We start from the raw sequence: 21,293 nt of genomic DNA on the forward strand, positions 1-21,293 counted from the left end.
AATTTATTATCTGACAGTCTCTTCTGTATTCACCGCTTGATCAGGATTAACTGTATTTATACCGCCATCCACTATAAACACTTGGTTATTAAAACTAGCGCCATTATTAACCTGTGATAATAAAATAGTGTCTATTGAGACGTCACCTTGCCCCCCTGAACTCACCGAAGTGGTTGAACCTGTAGACGATATTGAAACCACTTGCATGCCCCCAACAGCGACGACTGGAGCATTGCCCAAATTTGGTCGAGGAATGACCACAGGTGCTGGTGGAGGTGCAGGAATGAACACCACAGGAGGATTGTTAGGGTTGATGTCAGCAGTTGTTGTCATGGTGCTTGCTGGTGCGGTTAAACCGCCCAAAGCATCTTTTACCATGACAATGTAGTTAGCCGCATCAACACCAGCGACACGCAGACCGTTAATAGTCACTGTTTTGTCCATTCCTACTATTTCATCTGAGAAACTAGCATCAGTAAAAGTCAAAAAGACTCTTTCATTGCCAACCACACCGTTAACGACCAATGGGTTATTAATGTCATTAAGCTGTCTTAGATTTATATTTTCTGGCGCGATCGTTAATGTCGTCGTTGTGCCGGTTGTTGCATCAAATATTTTATCTCTTGTGCTTGCAACCGCCACTAAAGAACGAGCAGTAATGGCTGCGTCACCTGTTGCCGTGATAGGCAGGTTGTAATTTGATTTTAAAGTGGAACCTACCACATCAAAGTCATTTGCAACCAAGCTGGTTATCACATTGTTGGCGTCAGCAACGTCTTTATCGTTATAAGACCCTGTTGCTTTATTAACAGTGAAGCTTTCTCCCTCAACCAAGTTCGCTATGCTGTAATTGTCATTGGTCAGCGTAGCATTCGTATTGCCGTCATACACTTTTGTGGGCGTATTGATAATAGAAGCCGTCAGCGTTCTCGCGGTAATACTGCCTGCACCTGTCGCAGTCACTGGCATGATGTAGTTGCTGGCGAGAGTTTCATTACCTTGCGTAAAATCTTCCTCAGCTAAACTGGTCGTGACAGTGCTAGCGTCAACAACGTCTTTATCGTTGTAATCCCCAGTTGTTTTCGTAACAGTGAAGCTTTCGCCATCAACCAAGTTAGCAATGCTGAAATTGCCATTGGTCAATGTTGCATCGGTATTACCATCGTACACTTTTGTTGGCGTATCAATAATGGAAGCGGTTAGCGTTCTGGCAGTAATACTACCCTCACCTGTCGCAGTAACTGGCATGATGTAATTACTCGCTAGCGTATCACTTCCTTCAGTGAAGTCTCCTTCAGCTAAGCTGGTAGTAACATTGCTGGCGTCAAGCACGTCTTTATCGTCATAAGTCCCTGTTGCTTTGGTAACGATAAAGCTTTCTCCTTCAACCACATTCGCTATATTAAAATTAGCATTAGTCAATGTCGCATCCGTATTGCCGTCATAAACTTTTGTCGGTGTGTCCGTAATCGAAGCGGTTAACGTGCGCTGAGTAATACTCGCAGAGCCCGTTGCCGTAGTCGGTAATGCATAGTTTGAGGCTAACGTTTCACCTACTGCTGTGAAGTCCTCTGAGATTAAACTCGTTGTGACGCTATCAGCATTGGCTACGTTTTTAGAATTATACGTTCCCGTTTCTTTGGTAACCGTCAGCATTTCACTGCCAATAAAACCACTTAAATCAAAATTACCATTGGTCAAGGTTGCCGTTGTGTTACCGTCATATACCTTAGTAACGTCAATTAAACTCACCGTTAAGGCTTTAGGTGTAACGATGTAAGTATAGGTGTCATTAGGACCTGATACGTTGTAGCCCAATTCTTCTGCGCCTGTCACAGCACCCGTATGAGTGATTGTATAAGTATCCGCATTTTTAATCGTTTTGTTATCAGCAACTTGCCAAACTAACGCATCGGTAAACTGTGTTTTATCGTTATTTACATCTCCTGAAATTCCACCAGTAGAAGGCACTAAGGTAATACCGTCATACTCTTTTCCAGAAGCAAACCCTATGGTCAATGTTGGTTGTTCACGATAAATAGCGTAATTACCCGTGCCTAAAGCGGCCGTGTAATGGGTATTTGTTTCGTCACTATTGTAGCGATAACGACCATTACCGAAATTATACGAACCACTGTCTTCAATGCTGCCTGTATAAACGATGGCTTGACCGCCCGATCCTGTTGTTAAATTAGCATTTAACAGTACATTGCCACCTACCGCAGTGCCTACATCAGTATCTGAGCCGGCATTAAGCGTTATCGCACCATTTGCCGCTGAGGTGGTCGTAATGTTGTTATTGACCGTTAGATCGTCGGCTTTAGTAGCAATACTGACCGTTCCTGTTGCTGATACACCACTGACAGAAGACAAACTACCGATAGTCAAGGCCTTGTCGGTCATGACATTTAGGTTAGCGACGTCTGTTGCGGCGAGAATACCAGCCTCAAAGTTATCGCCTGTTCCAGTCCCTATGTTGCCAGTTATGGTGTAGTTGGCAGGCCCTTTCAACAATAAGTTACCCGCACTTAGATCACTCCAAGTAAACGAACCACCGTCCAGTTGGGCAACGGTGAGCAGACTAGTCACAGAATACATACTGGTATCAAAGCCAGTATTTAAGTTACCTCCACCTGTAACGCTGAAATTATTAAAGGTTGTTTCTGTAGAATCTCTCAAAGTGATCGTGCCATTGTTGGCTGCATAGGTCGCTGCTCCCTTATTACCACTGGTATCTATCGTAAAAGAGTTAGCTGGATCACTATTAGTAAGTTTAGCACCTTCGCTACCAACAGTTACTGATCCTGCAGAAACGCCCGATGTCGTCGATGTTTGACCAGATACAGGTCCAGTATAGGTGTCAATTGAGACATCATTGGCTAAGACTACTTCAGAGCCGAGTACGTCAATATTGGCCTGATTAGATTGCAAATCACCATTAAGGGTAACAGTGGCCCCTGTATAGCTTTGCGCGCTGGTTGTAGTATAAGAACCGGTATTTTTAGTCGTGGTCACCGCTGGCAATACGATTATGCCAGAGGATGTTGACCCCGAAGCATTAACCGTCATCGAACCTGCGCTAAATGTGCCTGTAGTCGATGCTGGGTACAAATTGACGTTGCCACCCATACCACCGGTAGCACTGGTATTGAAGACATAGTTACGAACTGAGCTGCCTGATAAGCTGTAACCAGAGAAGGTGATATCACCGCTGTCAACGATCGACTGATTCGTGTCAATAGTCACTCCCGGTATATTGGTTGAGGATGAAGTGGACTCTCCCCCATTTAAGCCAACGTTACCCGTTGCTGTAAAATCACCATTAAGCGCAAAACTTGCGCCGGTTAATGAAATCGAACCATCTTGTTCCGTCGTTACTCCAGAGCCTATGAAGGATAGTCCCGTTAAGTATGAACCTGCACTATTGGTAGCATTCATGTCTGTGGTGATACTTCCACCAAATCCATCACTGGAGCTTGAATCAAGGGTTAGCGCAGCCGTTACACCCGTATTGGCTGAAATATCAACGCCTCTACTGCCTGAACTGTTATTCAGTTGGATGCTACCTGACGTTCCTAATGATGTTGTATTGCTGGCATTATCGGCATTGCTATCAATGCGTGAAGTACTGGCAAGTTTAAAGGTATTACTGGTTAGCGCTATGTTTCCGCCATTGGTATTCACATCGCCATTTAAAGTAATACTCTTAGTAATTGAAGATAAGTTGAAATAACCTGAACCACCATAAATATTGTTCACCTGAATGTCTTTATTGTAGGCATACAGGTCAAAATTACGGTTGAACCCAGATAAATCGACACTGCTACTCGCCGCATCTAAAGTAATCAGACCATTGCCCGTATCTGAGTAATTAAGGTTTTCAATGACAGAGTCATTATCGAACAAATCAATCGCGACAGTATGCGCTCTTGCCGTGCTATCAGTGCTTGAATAATTGACTTTAATGGTTTTAAAGTGCTCCGCAGACAGTTCATTAATCGCAATATCGCCGCTTTCATTATTAACGGTCAGTACGTTATTGCCCACATTGGCTTCGCCTACTTCTCCGCCTTTGGCGACTTTAAGGGTATAGCCACCGCCACCAATTGAAGCGGTACTTGTCGTATTATTCGCAGTAGTTAAATTTAAGTTGCCAACGGTCACAGTAGCAGTATTTGGATTAGCCAGTGTTGTAGGCGTTATTGAACCATTACCCTGAACGTGATTAGTAGAGTAGGCCGAAATACTTTTACCATAATATGACGTTAATGACAGTGTAGCCGCACCAATATCAATGGCATTATCTGCCATGATAATATCTCTTGATTGAGAAATAGATAAGCCCGTTTTCAAGCTAACGTTTTTATTGTCTGTTTTGATACCTGATAATTTATTCGTATTATCAATGGTATGAACAATCGTTTTCGCATCCGTGGTGGTTTCTATATTAAAGAAGTCACCATTGGTAGACAAAATATGATGATGACCAGCGATATTCGCATTGCTATCGACAGCCGAGAAGGTAATGCTATTAAAGTCACTGTTCCGAAGCCAAGTTGAACCACCAGAGTTATTCACATTTAATGTGTTTGCTGTTACTTCTAGAGCATTACTCCAGTCGTCACCACTTGTTTTAACACCAAAATTACTGGCATTTAAGTTTAACGTACCACTTTGTATATAAATTTCTTTATTACTAAAATCACTTGGTGGAGTGCTAGAACTGTAATCCTCTGCGGCATTGTCTGCTTTTATCTCGCCGTAGGTCGATCCCGATAATGCCGTTAACGTTAAATTCAATCCCGTTCCATCTAAAACAGAATTATCAGAGGAATTGACGGCTGTGTCGCCACCAGTAGCGACAATAGCGCCATTTTCCAAGGTGATATTCGGTGCTTGAATCGTTATATTCTTATAAGAAGTTGCATCAACTAACCCACCTGTTGCAATGGTTAGAAGACCATTTTCATCTGTTGTCGCTAGCAGTCTATGCGAACCATCGTCGTTAAACTCTATATGTTGAGTTGTGTCTGCAGTGGTGGTATCTGTTGTTAAATTTAGAGTCGAAAAGTTAGCGTCATCGTACCCATTAGCAAACTTAATATATGAGTTACCACCTGTATTGGTAATATTAATTGTCCCTTGACTACTAGAGAATAATACTGGAGAACCTTCAGAACCAATATTCTCAGCACTCGTCACATTTACCATTGCAGACGAAGAGTTCGTGCTAATTTTGGTAGAGTCTGTACTTGCACCAATAATTGAACCGCCGGCTTCTAGAGTTAAAGACGTCGGAACAGTGCCTACCTGTTCATAATTAGGCGTACCAGAACGATTGGCGTTGGTTTCTGTTTCATTATTATAGCCAGAAGAGCTGGCTGTAGAATTTATCGAGTAAGATTTACCAGTGGCATCTCCGGTCGGCAAATTAATATCATCAGTCACCTTTAATACTAAAGAGCCACTGCCCACATCTATTTGACTCCCCGTATTCATGGTGAAGTTTTCTGCAGAGGCGGTAACAATGTCATGATAAGTCTGGTTATTGTAAGCAAACACAACGCCATTAGTCGCTTGCCCTAATGTCACAGAGCCAACATAAAAATTGCCATTATTCGTTGTTACACTGCCGTTAGAACCAAAAATAACATCACCGCCACCAGTCGCATCGCTATTAGCGGTGAGAATCAGGTTAAGACGTTGCTGTTCTGAACTGATTGCGCCATTCACTGTAATATTGCTAGTTGACGTAACGGTCAATGTTGTGTCTGTTGTAATATCATAAACTGGTTGCGGTGCGGTACCACTGGTGCCGGCGGATACTTTGGTGATGCTGTCGTTAATCGTAATACCACCAAAATCGGCACTGGTAATGGCGGCATCTGTATTGACATCTATGAGATTATTTTGTCCTGCTAAGGTTTCACTTAACGTCACTTTGGCACTACTGGCTGTCAGCGTATAATTGGCTGTTTTTAACGCATCAGATATGGTTTGCCCAGTAATATCACCACCGGTTGCCGCTACGACGGTATCAAACGTCGAAACGGGCGTTTTCCAGGTTCCGTTTGCTGTATTACCCGCTGTTGTGACGTTAGCACTGGTATTTAAAAACACGGATTGACCATTGGTGATAATTGTACCGCCAGTGCCATTGGTCGTGCTGGCATCTAACACGCCTTCAAGACTGATAAAGTCTGCCGCTGTGGAAGCATTTTTTGCTAAAGTAATGTTACCACCATTAGTAGTTGTACTACTGGCATCCAAAGTGCCCTTCTGAGTGATGTTTGCACCATACAAGGCAATACTTGCTGGAGACGTTAGGGTTTTACCACTCTCTACGGTGATGTCCTTCGCAGACGTTAGCGTTAAAGCACCACCCGCAGTTAGGTTTTCAGATACGGTAATGTCACCGTCAACTGTCGAAACACTTAATGCCCCAGACGTGATCATAGAGCCTAACTGAGAGGTTTCTGTCGTAACATCAGCTGCGCCTACTAGTTCTTTTGCACTGACAAACTCTACACTTCCTGTATTGGCAGTTAGTGTTCCAATAGAGTTACCTTCATCTGTTAGAGTATGCGTGCCACCCGCACCAAGTAGATTCAAGTCTTGTCCACCGGTAATGGCTCCGGTTTGGGTCACAGTGCCCGTTGACTGTAAAGTCAATGCGTCGTTAAACGCAGTGGCACCAATCGTAATATCACCTGATTGACTGGAATCACCAATCACAATACCTGAGAAACCATCCGCAATTTTTGAGACAAAATCAGCAGAAAGTAGTTGAAGTGTGTCCACTGCATTATCGTCAATCGTATTCACAATACTAATCGCGTCGCTGGCAGTATCGCTCGTAATGTTCAATACACCCGAGCCAGAAATAGCTTTGCCATCGGTTACCGAAAGTTCACCCACTTTTAACGTCAGATTATTCGCACCAGCGGCTAGATTATTACTGACTGACAAAGCACCACTGGTTTGCAGTGTTGTTGCGTCTTTAAAGGTTGTGTCTGCACCAATTTCAATACCGCCAGTATGATCGGCGCTACCTATGGTTATATTTGCAAACCCGTCGGCAAAATCCGTACTAATGTTTGTGGTCGTTAATTGCAAAGCATCGGCTGTTGTACCACCCACATCAATCAGTTTATCTGCTGTTTTAGTGGTAATTTGCAAGTTGCCTGAGCCAGCCAGTGTTTTTCCATCCGCTATCGTTAAAGCGTCAGTATTGAATGTGATATTTCCAGCACCAGTGGCGATATTTTCGTTGATGGTTAACGCATCAGACGTCAGGCTCAAAGCTCCTGATGTGGTAATAGCACCAGTGGTTTGGTCTGAACTGTTCACTAACGCCACACTACCTGTATTGGCGGTTAGATTACCAATGGCATTACCTATATTAGTCAGGGTATGCGTGCCACCTGCGCCCAATAAATTTAAATCCTGATCACCTGTAATGGCACCCGTTTGGGTGACTGCGCCAGAAGTTTGTAATGTCAATGCCTTATCAAAAGCAACTTCTGCAATCGTAATATTGCCTGATTGACTCGCACTACCTATTACAACCTCAGAGAAACCATCGGCAAAATCCGTATTCAAATTGTCAGCTGTCAGTTGCAAATCACCTGCTGCTCCACCGATACCAATGGTTTTGCTGTCAGTATTAGAAGTAACAGTCAGTACACCGCTACCAGAAATGGTTTGATCAGCAGCGACTGAAAGAGTACCCACTTTTAACGTCAGATTGTTCGCACCAGCCGCTAGATTGTGGTCAACAGATAAGTCTCCACTGGTTTGCATTGTAACAGCGGCGGCCAAGGTAGAATCTTCTACAATATTAATGTCACCTGTTTGATCTGCTCCACCAATGACAATGTCAGAAAAACCATTTGCAATTTTGCTACCAAAATCCGATGCATTTAATTGCTGGCTTGTCCCACCAATGTCAATCGCTTCGTTGTCTGTTTCAGAAGCAACCGTCAACACACCTGTACCAGAAATGGTTTTATCATCTGCTATAGTGAGCTGGCCTACTTTTAGCGTCAGGTTGTTTGCGAGGGCATCTAGATCATTGTTAACCGCTAAAGTACCGCCCGTTTGCAATGTTGTCGCATCATTAAGCGTGGTGTCGGCACCAATTTCAATGCCGCCAGTATGATCGGCACTACCGATAGTGATACCAGAGAAGCCATCGGTGAAATCAGCCGTAGAGATTTGTAAAGCCCCAGAACCGCCATTAATACCCATCGTTGTGGTGGCTGTTTTGGCGGCTATCTGTAAAGCCCCCGACCCAGTAACCATCTTGCCACTCGCAACCGTTAGAGCGTCGGTGTTGAATGTGACATTACCCGCACCAGTGGCAATGTTTTCATTGATGGTTAAGGAACCAGAAGTCAGATTAAGTGCACCGGTTGTGGTAATCGCGCCAGTGGTTTGGGCTGAACTATTTACCAACTCCACACTGCCCGTGTCTGCAGTAAGAGTGCCAATCTCATTGTTCTCGTTGGTTAAAGTGTATGTGCCTGTCCCCAATAAGTTTAGCGCCTGATCACCAGTAATGGCACCTGTTTGCGTAACCGAACCAGTAGAAGACAGCTCAACTGCACCTGTCGTGGCAATTGTCCCAAGAGAAAAATCATGGTTGTTGGTAACACTTAAGGTGCCAGTATTGGCGGCCAACGAAGCAATCTCATTGCCAGCGTTGGTTAGAGTATAGGTACCTGAACCGTGTAAGTTTAGAGCTTGCCCTCCGGTAATGGCGCCAGTTTGCGTAACTGCACCAGTGGAAGACAGTTCAACATCGCCTGTGGTGACGATAGACCCGAGGGAAAAATCTTGGTTGTTGGTAACATTCAAGCTACCTGTATCTGCGGCAAGGGAGCCAATCTCGTTAGATGTATTAGTTAGGGTGTATGTTCCCCCTGCGCCAAGTAGATTTACATTTTGACCGCCGGCAATAGCATCGGTTTGAGTTACTGTACCAGTGGAAGACAGTTCAACATCGCCTGTGGTGACGATAGACCCGAGGGAAAAATCTTGGTTGTTGGTAACATTCAAGCTACCTGTATTTGCAGTAAGCGTGCCAATCGCATTAGATGTATTCGTTAGGGTGTATGTTCCCCCTGTGCCAAGTAGATTTACATTTTGCCCGCCAGTAATAGCACCCGTTTGAGTTACCGTGCCAGAAGAAGACAGCTCAACGGTACCGGTTGACGTAATGCTCCCTAAACTAACATCCCCCGTGGATAAAATTTTAACGCTACCCGCTGCAGTAGAGATAGCTTGTGTTGTCACACTTGCCGCAGGACTCGTGTCTGTTTCACCACCAATCCAAACATCACCGCCATTGGTGTCAATCGAAGACCCAGCTCCCATACTGACACTACCTGAACTACTACTGTCATTGTCTGCACGAAGCACGGTATTAAGTGCTCCAGTTGTCGAAGTAATAGACACGTTTTCATTAATAACAATATTATTTGCAGCGGTTAAGGTGAGTGTTGCATCCGCCCCCGATGATTTCAAAATATTCGCAGCAACGGTGATATCCCCCTCACCAGCCACTTCCGAATCTGTCTGAACCGTAACATTGGTACCTGCATTTAACGCTGTCTCGATTGTTTCGGCCCCAATGTCGCTTTGGGTTTCGCCACTCGTCAAACTACCGTCACTGCCTGCGCTAATAGTAATGTTCGTTGGATCAAGTAACCATTCTGAGGCTTTTACTGTGGTGCCTTTTGCAACATTTAGCACACTGCCTGAGGTTTCGATCTTGCCACCATTTGCATTTTCACCTAGACCTTGCGCACGGATGTTACCAGCTACTTTCGTCACACTGTCAGCGTTTTTTATGTCTGACCAAACCACCACTTTACCGCCGTCGCCCTGTGTCGTAGCGCTGGCTGAAATTTGGCTGGTTTCAGTCAAAGTCACTTTAGTCGCATGTGGATACTGTTCAGCATTTTTACCCTGCCAATCCCCACCGATTAAGATTTCGCCACCACCTGTTGCACCATCAGCAACTATTGTCCCGCTGTTGGTAATGTCATCGCCCATAAAGACGATTTCGCCGCCTTGAGATACCAAGCTTGTAGCTTCGACAATACCAGTATTATTAACAACGCTCGCAGCAAGGTCGCCAGCCGCTTTTGCGGTAAACAAAATATGACCGCCGTCGGCTTTTATGGCACCACCATTTAGAATCAATGCATCAATGGCACCTTGCTTAACTTCAATACTTACCGTACCACCTAAGTTGACCAATACAGAATCACCCGCGGCAAGCTGCACGCTGCCTTGATTAGCAACGATATCCCCCATATTTTGAACTTTTGCCGCAATCATCACGATGTAACCACCGTCGGTTGCGACTAGACTGCCGCGGTTAATAACCGCATTGCCGTTGCTGCCCTCAAAAATAAAATTGTCAGCACTGAAATTTTCATTCGTTAGGTCTCTTGTGGAAGCAATCAAACCGCCGACGTTAACCTGTGCTGTCGTACCAAATAAGATACCATTAGGGTTTATAAGGAAGACTTGACCATTTGCGTTAATGGCACCTTGTATACTCGAAACATCAGATCCAGTAACACGGTTTAGCGCAACAGATGAGGATGAAGGTTGAATAAAGTTGACAACACTGTCTTTACCTACACTAAATGACTGCCAATCAATGGCCATTTTGTTGGTATTTTGAGTGATATTAAGCGTTTTTCCATTTGGTTGAGAAATACTACCTGAGCCTAAACTTACCGTACCATTAGTAGGCAATGCATCAGCATAAGCTTGGGCACTGACTATAAATACGCTACCTGCTATCAAGCTTAATCGAGTTCGATGACGGCGACCGTGATTTTTCTTTTTCCCAGCACTTTTGCCAATTTCACTCACAGCTTGCCAAACACCTATCGACGAATTCCAGATAACGCGGTAAATTCGATTCATATACCAACCTATGTAAAATATTTGAGATTTACATAGCTTAGCTCATGCCGCCAACCTACTTCCTTATTTTTTCAATATTTTTTACCACTTTATTGTCACTTCTTGTTAATTATTGTAAATCTTTCGATGAACATTTTTTACTAAGCAAACACTCATTTTTATGCTTAGCTTTTTTATGCTGGGAGGGACACGGAGATGACTTCAATGAAATTAAAACCATTTCATCGTATTTAAACACTATAAAAAAATAACAAGATGCTTGAGATTAGATGAACAAGCTTGAAGCCTGTTGAGAGTGCTCTTAACTTATGATGGCCTATCGTCAGCTGACAAAATAACGTTTTTTAAAGGCCGATAACACCTTGGGAAGATGATCGGGTAAATCGTCGGCAATTAAACCAATCCCTACTTCATTGCCCACTTCACTATGCAACCAAACCGCTGCGGCTGCGGCATCAAAGGGTGACATGCCTTGAGCCAGTAGACCGACAACAAAGCCTGCCAATACATCCCCTGAACCACCCGTAGCAAGATACGCAGGCGCGTTTGAGTTGATAACTGCTCGACCATCAGGCGAGGCAATCACCGTATCGGCTCCTTTTAAGACTACCACGGCGCGGCTTAATTTGGCGGCCAGTCGAGCGCGGGTTAATTTATCACCCGCATGATGTTCATTGATGCCAGAAAAGATACGCGCAAATTCGCCTTCGTGGGGTGTCATCACACAAGGTCCAACAATGGCATCAAACAGCGTTTGTGGGTCATCCGAAAAAGCACTGAGTGCATCGGCATCCAACACTGTGGCGCGACCAGTCGCCAACGCTGTAAGAACGATTTTTCGCGTGCGTATTCTCTCGAATCCTGCTAACCCTGCTCCCGGCCCAACCACTATCGCGTTGTGTCGCGGATCGAATAACAGCTCTTCAAAATCTTCTGCTTCTTGTGTCTGTTCTAGCTTCGCCACCATCACGCTCGTCATCGCCGTGGCATATATTGCCCATGCTTTCATTGGCACAGCCAGCGTAACCAAGCCCGCACCGATTCGCATGGCACCTCGAGCGGTTAAGCGACTCGCCCCAGTTAGGTTTTCTCCACCAAATACCACAGCGTGACCACGATGAAATTTGTGTCCCTCTAAACGAGGCCAAGGGTAATTCTCAGACCAAAGCTCTGGGCTATTTTCCCACGCTTGAAGGTTTAACTCATTCAACACCATCTCAGGAATACCGATGTCCGCAACCACAAGCTCGCCACATAAGCCTCGACCGGGAAGCAGCAAATGTCCGGGCTTTTTGCGAAAAAACGTCACCGTTATTTTTGCAGAGGCCACCAACCCAAATGCCGCACCTGTTGTGCCATCCACGCCACTGGGCACATCAATGGCACAAACGGGAACATTGCTCGCTATTATCGCATCGACCATATCGCGAGCTTTGCCTTCTAAAGGACGAGTAAGACCCGCACCAAACATGGCATCAATAACCAGATCGGTTTGCTCTAATAAATCAACAGAATAGGCTTCAACCTCACCTTGCCAAGCCTGATAGAAATACTTGGCTTCAGGCGATAATTTTTCAACAGCCCCCATAAAAGCCAACCGCACAGGCCAGCCAACGGATCCTAGTAACTGAGCGACAACAAAACCATCGCCGCCATTATTACCCGGCCCACACAGCACCAAGACAGAACATCGAGACCAACGCTCAAGCACAGCGTCAACAACTGCCTTTCCTGCCGCCGCCATCAGGTCAACCGCAGGCACACCCGCCACCACAGCAGCTCTGTCTGCCTCAGTCATTTCGCTTGAGGTTAGAAGTAATTGAGTGTTTGGGTTTAACGCATTAATCATGATGTAGTAGTCAACTTATTCCGAATCATAAATGAGATTACTCTTCTAGTTTAGCGAGCGCCATTCCATATTAAAATGATACGGCCGGCTCCAAGTAACTTACAGATCTAAGTATAGCGTTAACATTTGCTCAGTACTAAAAAACCAGACACTGTGTTTAAGATCCGCCGAAATTGGACCCATATATTATTAAAACACTTTCTTTTTTGCAGCAATGTTACCACTTGAAACTGTTTCTTTTTTCATCCAACTACAGATACAACTTAAAGTTGTATTGAGAAAAAAAATAATTAATACTAACTCCTAGCTATCGCATTTAACGGATTAATGACCATGTCTAATATCAATAAAGTTTTTAGCGCTTCTTGTTCCGTAACCAACCTACCACAAGGTATCTCAATTTCCTCCATTAGAAGCGGCGCTCTGCTTTCCTCCGCTGGCCAATGCATTCATTTACGCCCCTATCATACCTTTGGTCGTTCAACTGAATGCCACACTAATCTGGCTGGCGCTGATATTTCGCGTATTCATGCCATTATTTATTGGCAAGACGACAACTGGTACATAGAGGACAGAAGCAAGAATGGCGTCTGGCTCAACGACAACAAAATCCTCAAAGAGCAACCACATCTACTACGCGAATCAGACAAAATCATTCTATCTTCTAAAACGGGTGATGCTTTCACCATGGTAAATGACCTTAAACCCTGTGATGTATTAGTCAGCATGGAACGAAATAAAGCAGCAATCTACCTTGAAAGACCTGTCACATCGGTAGAAAAAACGCTTAATCTTTTTTATGAAAATGAAGGTTGGTACATTATTTATGATGATGAAAGAGAAGAAAGCAAAGCCATCCAGGATGGCCACTGTATTTGTATCAACGACTCACTTTATCGCCTACAAAGCAATCGAATCGAATACCAAACCTTTGAAAATAAGCCAACAGCAAAATCGCTTGATGACCTAGAGTTAAGGTTACATGTTTCTGATAACGAAGAAGAAATCCAACTTTATATAAAAGATAACAAGAGTTCTTCTGTGATTGAGGGACATCGTATTCAGAGTCAATTATATTTATTACTGTGTTTGGCTCGCAAATCCATCGCTGATAAGAATCAAGGTTTCTCTGAATGCCACTGTGGCTGGATTAATTTAGACGACCTCTCTAAAGCACTTGGCATCGAACCCGACAACACCCGCATTCGACTACACCGCCTGCGTACAAGAATCCGTGATACCGTCAATTTTAGCGGTGTGGATGCTTGTCAGTTATTACAACTTCAAGATGGGGAAGTAAGGCTTAATACATCAAAAGTAGAAGTAATCAAAGGAACTCTTTCAGAAACAGTGTTAGGAGCGCACTAACTATGTCGGCGGTTGCCACGCATCATTTCGACTCTGAAGAGTACGACCTACAACATAAAATAGGTCAAGGCGGCTTTGGCTCGGTATTTAAAGCGGTTCATAAAAAAACCAAGCAAACCGTTGCCATAAAATTCCTCCAATTCGCGACACAATCCACTCAAAAACACAGGCAGCAACAACTGGCTCGCTTTGAACGAGAAAGTAACTTTGTTTGTCGGCTGTCCCATCCACATATCGTTCGTTTACTAGACAAAGGCAGTATTGACGACAACACTCTTTATAGTGTTTTTGAGTACGTGGATGGTATTTCACTCAGTGATTACCTAAAACGGCATGGCGCCTTGAGCGTGGCAGAAACACACGCCATTATGTTGCAAATTCTAGATGCTCTAGTACACGCCCATAAGCAAGGCATCATTCATCGCGACATCAAACCGTCCAACATCATGATCTCGCAGACTGGGGCAAAGCATCACGTAAAACTATTGGATTTTGGCATTAGTACGCTCACTCTAGGGCAAAGGGCGGAAGACTATAAGGTTCTCACCATCACCCAAGAATCCATCGGTACACCGACTTATTGCGCCCCAGAACAGCTACGTGGCGAGCTTACCACGTTCAGCGCTGACCTCTACATGTGGGGACTCGTCTTTATTGAGTGTTTAACGGGTGCCCCAGCTATTCATGGTGCCAGCGTCGCAGAAATTTACCATAAACACCTCAACGACATTCCAGTCCCCATACCAGCCGCCCTTCACTCTCACCCACTGGGTCAACTACTGCAAAGAAGCCTACGTAAAAATGCCAGTGAGCGTATTAACAGTGCTCAAGCCCTTTACAAAGAACTAAATGAACTGATTACTCACAATCTAGAAGGTCGCTTTCTGCCCGTCACACCACAAACCCAAGACCTCGAGGACACCCTAGTACGACGTCAAGACGACCCTAATCATTTAGCCGTCAACGCCACTCAAGCCACAGAACGTAAGCAAATTACCACGCTCGCCTTGCGTATTCGCGTCAAAAACCTTGAAGAAGATATCGCCAACACAGACGCCGCCGACACAGATGTGGTTGAAACCCTATTTCAAGCCACTCGTAGCCAATGCATCGATGTCGCCCAACGCTATGGTGGCTTTCATGTGGGCAATTTAACGGGATTTTCTGTATTTTACTTTGGTTACCCCGTTGCCAGTGATCACGATGCACGTTTAGCAGCACGAACCGCACTGGAAATCATCAGCTTAACCAAAAAACAACAGTCTTATATGAGCGCCCGCCATGGCTGCGAATTTGAAATCAATATCGGTATCCACACTGGCATCTTGTTAAAACGCGGCAACACCGTGCCCGATGGTTTTGCCAGCCATCGCGCCTGTGATCTCGCATTGCTGGCACAAGGACAAAGCATTCTGTGCTCCCTTGACACCAAAACCATACTGGACAACTACTATCAGTTTTCCGAGCGTCAATTTTCCGAACACAAAAGCGCACAGCAAGACTACACTCAACTCATCGCCGAACGCGTCATAGAAGCATTTGGCTTTATGCGTGGCGTGCGCAACAACCACCCACTGATCGGACGCGCCACAGAACTAGACATTTTACGCAGCGCCCTAGAAAACACCACGAACCACAGCAGAATCATTCATTTACACGGTGAAGCGGGAATCGGCAAATCACGTCTCATCCATGAGTTCCGGCAGCTAGAATCCAAGCGAACGCATCATATTTTCCAAGCGCTACCAGAACACCAAAACAACGCTCTTTTTCCTATTCTATCCGTTATAAAACGCCTACTAACGTCGCTCTTCACCAAGGAAAAAATAGCCCAGAAACAAATAGCCCAGAAAAAAACAGACCAGCAACAAACAGACCAGCAACAAACAGAGCAGCCACAAAGCCAAGGCAAGCAACTCACTCAGTTGATAGAAAAGGGCAATTTATCTGGGCCAACAGCGGAAATCATCACTCTTTTAGCTGCATGGTTAAACATTAATGACATTGAAAACCGTCAGTTATCCAGTCTTGAACCCACTGTACAAAAATCCCTCTTATTTGAAGGATTGACTTATATTCTTACCTGCTATCAGCATCAAACGGCTCAATCCAGCAAGTCCGCAGAACATGTTTATATTTTTGAAGACATTCACTGGGCAGACGCTACCACAGTAGAATTCATTGCTTATTTAGCAAAGCAAGACAAGATAAAAGGCGTTATAACCACCTCGCGCCAGTCGGCCCCTGCCGTCTTTGCAAATAATCCGTTGACCCATATTCCACTCGAACAATTAACAGAGACCGCCACAGAAGAATTCATTCATACTCTGTTTGAAGGGGCCAATATTGCCAGCCGAGTAATGACGCTACTGGTAGCCCGCACTGATGGCATTCCGCTTTTCATTGAAGAACTGGTCTCCATGCTAAAGCGTCGTCAATTGGTTCAGCTAACAAAGGGTACTATCGACTTTGTTGACCCACAAAAAATCGATGACATACCCGGCAGCTTACGCGAATCTATACAAAATAAAATCGACGGTCTTATCTATGCCAAAGACACGTTACAGCTGGCGGCCGCTATTGGTCGCCAATTTGATTACAACCTTTTGGTCGCCGCGTCTCACTTTAGTGAATTACAAGTTCAAAACGATGTCTCTGAGCTGATCGACAACCAACTTATTATCCAACAACGTCACGTGGATGGTGACCGCTACCTGTTCAAACACGCCTTAGTACGAGACGCAGGCTATGACAGTATTGAACGGAAGACACGACTAGAACTGCATGAACGCATTGCTGAATCCATCCTCAGTACGACAAAAGAAATAGATCGTTTTATTGCTTCAGACCTCGCACAGCACTATGAAAAAGCCCAGCAATACCACAAAGCCAGCACATACTATTACCAAGCCGCCAGCGAAGCCGAAACCACCTTTGCCGTCGACGACGCCATACACCTATACCAAAGTGCCCTACACTGCTATCGAAAAAACGCGTTTACTTTTAATGAAGAAGGAGTGCAAAAGCAAGGACAAGAGCAACAACTCAAAGCCATATTAAAAGGCCTTGCCAGCTGCCTAGCTAGAGATGGACAACACGATAATGCCAGAAAAGCACTACAAGAATTCATTGGCCTACTCGAACAAGCAAACGACTACGAAACCCTAGCCTCAGCACAAATCGCTCTCGGTAAAACCTATGAAGTAGTGCATCAACATGATGATGCTCTCAAGTACTACCAAGCGGCCCATGTTTCTCTATTACAAGCGCCTCATTCAGACACACCAGAAAAATCGAATTGGTGGAAAATTTGGCTGGAAATTAAAAGCTCCGAGTTACACGTTAATTATTGGCTTGGTAAACTTCATGAAATGAAGCTCCTTTTATCCGAAACAGAACCAGCTATAGGTATGATTGGAAATAAAAATCAAGTAGCGAATTATTATGATGATATGCTTCACATTACTCTTAGGGATAAACGCTACAAACTTACACCAGACGATTTAAATATTGCAAGACAAGCCATGGCAGCAGCAAATCGTTCCAATGATCAAGCTATTATAGCCCATGCACAATTTGCACTTGGTTTTAGCTTAAATCTCTGTAAAGAATATAATGAAGCTAGATACCTACTAGATACAGCGTTTGAAATTTCGGAAAGAATCGGCGATAAAATGCTACAAACACGTTGCTGTACTTATCTTTCATTGACTTATCGGTTTATGAAAAATATCAATTTAACACGAGAATTCTCACAAAAAGCACTCTATCTAGCTACTGATACAAAAATGGATGATTATATTTCTGCAGCCCTTGCAAATCTTTCATGGTCTTATTTTTCAGATCAATCTTACGAACAATCAATTTATTATTTAAAACAAAGTTTAGAACGGTGGAATGATTTAACAGAACGTTACCCTTTTCCATTCTTATGGTTATCTTATTTACACGCTATCGCCCTTTGTGGAATAGATGAGGATTTTTCTACCGAGCATATACATAAGGTGTCAGATTGGGCTCAAGCCTTACAAGATCCCACACAAATGAAATTACCAAATTCTATCGATGCTCAGTTATCAATATTAAAAAGCTCTAACCATACATTTTTTTCAATACAAAATTTCTCAAAAGCACTGCAAAAAAGTAACTTAATTTAATTCATAAAAAAGGATCAATTTATGTCAAATACAAGTTCATCAAGCGCCCATATTACTGATGATGCGACTAAGCTCGCGATAGAAATTAGAGAAATGAACGACATCTTTATCATGCGACCCAATGGTAAAATCGCCTATCTTAGCTACGATTTTTACAGTGACCCAAAAAAGATTGTAGAATCGGTTTCCGCTGAAAAAAACAGTAATCGTTTCTTTATCCATGAAGATGGCGGTTATCCATCGAATCTATATGGTCCTATTGTCACTAAAGTAATTGATTGGAATCTCCTAGACGAAAATAAACAATATAAGATCCATCCCCAAAAACCCACCGAATCCTGCAAACCGGGCTATTTCATCAATTTAAGAAGAATGACTTTGGATAGATTAGAAGTCATGACAACTGATGAACTTAGGGCAGAATTGCCTGTTGATCAACCTATCACTCATAATCTGTCAACACTGACACATCAATTACATACCATTCCAGCCCACCTTGAAGAGCAACTAGAAGGCGCACCAGCAGAAGACAATATTTATATTGCTTTTTATCAATACCCGGAAAAAATGCGCTCCAGTAATAAATTCTATAGCTATCATCTAAGCTACATTAGTGCAAAAGAACTAGATGACAACGAATTCAAACCAGACTCCCCTGTTGTTTTAGGCAACTCGACAGAAGATGTTAATAGTACTATTAAACATTTAGAAACCCATTACGGCAAACCAAGCGTTCAGGTTGGCGGGATCAATCCTAATGACTCTCATCAACCAGTTCCATGCATAGCCTGTTATGTCGTCAATATTAGAACATTTCATTCATAAAACAGAATAAAATGAAAAATGCTCAGAAATATAAATCAATCTGAGCATTTTTATCATTATTTCACATTAAACAATAATGGGCATTATAAAATATTCAATCTATTTTTAACGCAATTGAACAAGATCAATCACATTTTTAAACGGATCGACTATTTCAATATAATCAGCAACAGGACAATACTGAATATCTTCCATTACAAAACGTATTCCCATATTTTTCAATCTCTCAACATCTCTTGATAGAAAGTCTGTTTCTATATTAAGTACAAAACGAGGGATTTCGTCCATGCTTGATGTTTTTTCAACCTTATAAAAAATAATACGAAAATCATCTTTTTTTATATGTAAAATTTCTGGTAAAAATGTTTCATTTTCGATTTCGAACCCAAGGGCATCGCAATAAAATGCGATTGCCTCATCGAAATCCCAAACATTAAGCTGAAGCCCAAACACCTTCATATACAACCTCTTTGAAAAATAATAGCTATTTAAAAATTGCAACCAGATAAGAAATTATAACCACAACATCTTACAATATTATTTTTTCAGGATAAACTAACTTGACTTAAGAATGAACATAATCGACATTTGCTAGAAAAGCTAAAATACCAACTGACGATGATAAGGAGATACGAAAATGCCCCTCGCTCAGCACTCAAAACTAACACAAACAATAGTAAATGAATCAAGTAAGGGCTATTCACCACAAGAAATAGCGGCTTTCTATCAGTTCCCAGACAATTTAGGAGAAAGCCAAACCGTCGGCATATTAGCCTTAGGTGGTGTTTTTAATCCTGCCGATTTATCTACTTTTTGCCAATTATTTAACCTGCCAACGCCAACGGTAAAAATAGTCGGTGAGGTTCCTGAAAGCGAAGCCATGGCAGACCTTGAAACCAATTTAGATGTACAAATGGTGGCAGGTATCGTACCAAAGGCAACAATCGTTTTATATTATGCTCCTTCTTTTTCCTTTACAAAAGGCTTCCAGATGATTCTGGACGATGAAGAAAATAAGGTTAATGTCGTTAGCACCAGTTGGGCTATTGGCGAAAAATACCTCTCCCCCAGTGATAAAAAGGCATTGAAAAATAATATCAAAGCACTCAATGAACGTAAGGTAACCATCTTGGCGGCCTCTGGCGATAATGGTATTTATCAAGCCAGCTCCAATAACAAAATAAAAGGCATTAATCTACCGGCCGGATACGAACAAGTGATCGCCTGTGGGGGCACCACATTATACAAAGATGGTAAAGAACAAGTATGGAATGAAGAAGTAATAGGTATGGGACGCCTTGCCTCTGGTGGTTCATTTAGTCACGTGACAGCCGCCCCCGCTTTCCAGCAAGCTGCTTTAGACAATTACGCCAAGCAACAGACAGGCATGCCCACAAATAAACTGGCCACACCAGACATATCGGCAAATGCCAGTAAAACGCATTTTAGTATCATGATATCAAAAGGCGAACAAGCTCAAGCATGGGGAACTAGCGCCGCCACGCCTGTACTCGCGGGACTCATTGCGCGATTGAATAGCGCTCTCGGGTATAACCTAGGTGACTGTAACCCACTGCTTTATCAGCTCATGGGAACAAATGCGTTCAATAGTAACATTCCTGGCAGCAACGGCTTTCCGGCCGCCTCTGGCTGGGACCCGTGCACAGGCTTAGGTTCCCCCCATGGGGAAAATTTGCTCGCGGCCATTCGAACATTAAAAGCCCCCAAAAATACATAAAATATTCAGAAAAACCAACAGGAGAAGACAAGTATGTCAAGATCAACGGATCTATCACCAACCAAGTATGAATATGAATACGACGAAAACGCCCTGCAAGACGTTTTTATCATGCGGCCCAATGGCAAAATCGCTTACTTACCCTACGCTTTTTATACGGCCCCAAGTCGGGTGATTGAGTCAGTGCCCGTGGCAGGCGAAGCCCAGCGTTTTTTCCTTAACGAACATGGCGCTTACCCTTTTAACCTTGCTGGGCCTGCGGTGTCTAAAGTCATTGATTGGAATCTAGTGGATGAACAAGGCGCTTACAAACGCCACCCACAGGATTCGACGTTAACACCCACAACCGGCTACTTTGTCGATTTAAGACGTTTTTCTTTAGATCGACAAGCGATGATCTTTGTCTGCG

The 21,293-nt window shown here is 43.5% G+C and carries 7 protein-coding genes and 1 pseudogene; 5 read left to right on the forward strand and 3 right to left on the reverse strand.

Translation table 11 applies throughout. The features are described from left to right. Positions 1–6: 6 nt before the first annotated feature. A complete protein-coding gene (locus DKT73_RS14995; RefSeq protein WP_111639359.1) occupies positions 7–10,947 on the reverse strand; it encodes a two-partner secretion domain-containing protein in 10,941 nt (3,646 codons plus the stop codon). 322 nt (positions 10,948–11,269) lie between these two features. Next, positions 11,270–12,796 (reverse strand): NAD(P)H-hydrate dehydratase, encoded by a 1,527-nt coding sequence (locus DKT73_RS15000; RefSeq protein WP_111639360.1) that lies wholly within the window; start codon positions 12,794–12,796, stop codon positions 11,270–11,272. A gap of 333 nt (positions 12,797–13,129) precedes the next feature. Here DKT73_RS15000 and DKT73_RS15005 point away from each other — a divergent pair, with 333 nt between their 5' ends. The 3 genes from DKT73_RS15005 to DKT73_RS15015 are packed head-to-tail and all read left to right on the forward strand — an operon-like array spanning position 13,130 to position 19,146. Beyond that, on the forward strand, positions 13,130–14,164 hold the full coding sequence (locus DKT73_RS15005; protein WP_157959193.1) for an FHA domain-containing protein: 1,035 nt from the start codon (positions 13,130–13,132) through the stop codon (positions 14,162–14,164). Between the two features lie 2 nt (positions 14,165–14,166). Beyond that, the gene (locus tag DKT73_RS15010) at positions 14,167–18,321 is read left to right on the forward strand and encodes a protein kinase domain-containing protein (RefSeq protein WP_111639362.1); all 4,155 of its coding nucleotides are present in this window, start codon (positions 14,167–14,169) and stop codon (positions 18,319–18,321) included. Between the two features lie 21 nt (positions 18,322–18,342). Continuing rightward, positions 18,343–19,146, forward strand: a complete 804-nt coding sequence (locus DKT73_RS15015) for a hypothetical protein (protein ID WP_111639363.1) — start codon at positions 18,343–18,345, stop codon at positions 19,144–19,146. A 105-nt stretch (positions 19,147–19,251) separates the two neighbouring features. Here the strand turns inward: DKT73_RS15015 and DKT73_RS15020 are convergent, their stop codons facing one another. Beyond that, on the reverse strand, positions 19,252–19,605 hold the full coding sequence (locus DKT73_RS15020; protein ID WP_111639364.1) for a VOC family protein: 354 nt from the start codon (positions 19,603–19,605) through the stop codon (positions 19,252–19,254). Between the two features lie 178 nt (positions 19,606–19,783). On the opposite strand from DKT73_RS15020, the gene DKT73_RS15025 reads away from it, so the two are divergent. Both DKT73_RS15025 and DKT73_RS15030 read left to right on the forward strand, forming a co-directional pair. Further along, on the forward strand, positions 19,784–20,884 hold the full coding sequence (locus DKT73_RS15025; RefSeq protein WP_111639365.1) for a S53 family peptidase: 1,101 nt from the start codon (positions 19,784–19,786) through the stop codon (positions 20,882–20,884). Positions 20,885–20,917: 33 nt separating this feature from the next. After that, positions 20,918–21,293, forward strand: a pseudogene (locus tag DKT73_RS15030) (hypothetical protein); the annotation flags it as partial.

The sequence above is a fragment of the Marinomonas shanghaiensis genome (genome assembly GCF_003259175.1).
Taxonomy (GTDB): domain Bacteria; phylum Pseudomonadota; class Gammaproteobacteria; order Pseudomonadales; family Marinomonadaceae; genus Marinomonas; species Marinomonas shanghaiensis.

What these genes read in the sequence shown, in the direction of transcription:
- DKT73_RS14995 (WP_111639359.1), bottom strand. Translation starts at nt 10,947, where the DNA reads ATGAATCGAATTTACCGCGTTATCTGGAATTCGTCGATAGGTGTTTGG.
- DKT73_RS15000 (WP_111639360.1), bottom strand. Translation starts at nt 12,796, where the DNA reads ATGATTAATGCGTTAAACCCAAACACTCAATTACTTCTAACCTCAAGC.
- DKT73_RS15020 (WP_111639364.1), bottom strand. Translation starts at nt 19,605, where the DNA reads ATGAAGGTGTTTGGGCTTCAGCTTAATGTTTGGGATTTCGATGAGGCA.
- DKT73_RS15010 (WP_111639362.1), top strand. Translation starts at nt 14,167, where the DNA reads ATGTCGGCGGTTGCCACGCATCATTTCGACTCTGAAGAGTACGACCTA.
- DKT73_RS15005 (WP_157959193.1), top strand. Translation starts at nt 13,130, where the DNA reads ATGTCTAATATCAATAAAGTTTTTAGCGCTTCTTGTTCCGTAACCAAC.
- DKT73_RS15025 (WP_111639365.1), top strand. Translation starts at nt 19,784, where the DNA reads ATGCCCCTCGCTCAGCACTCAAAACTAACACAAACAATAGTAAATGAA.
- DKT73_RS15015 (WP_111639363.1), top strand. Translation starts at nt 18,343, where the DNA reads ATGTCAAATACAAGTTCATCAAGCGCCCATATTACTGATGATGCGACT.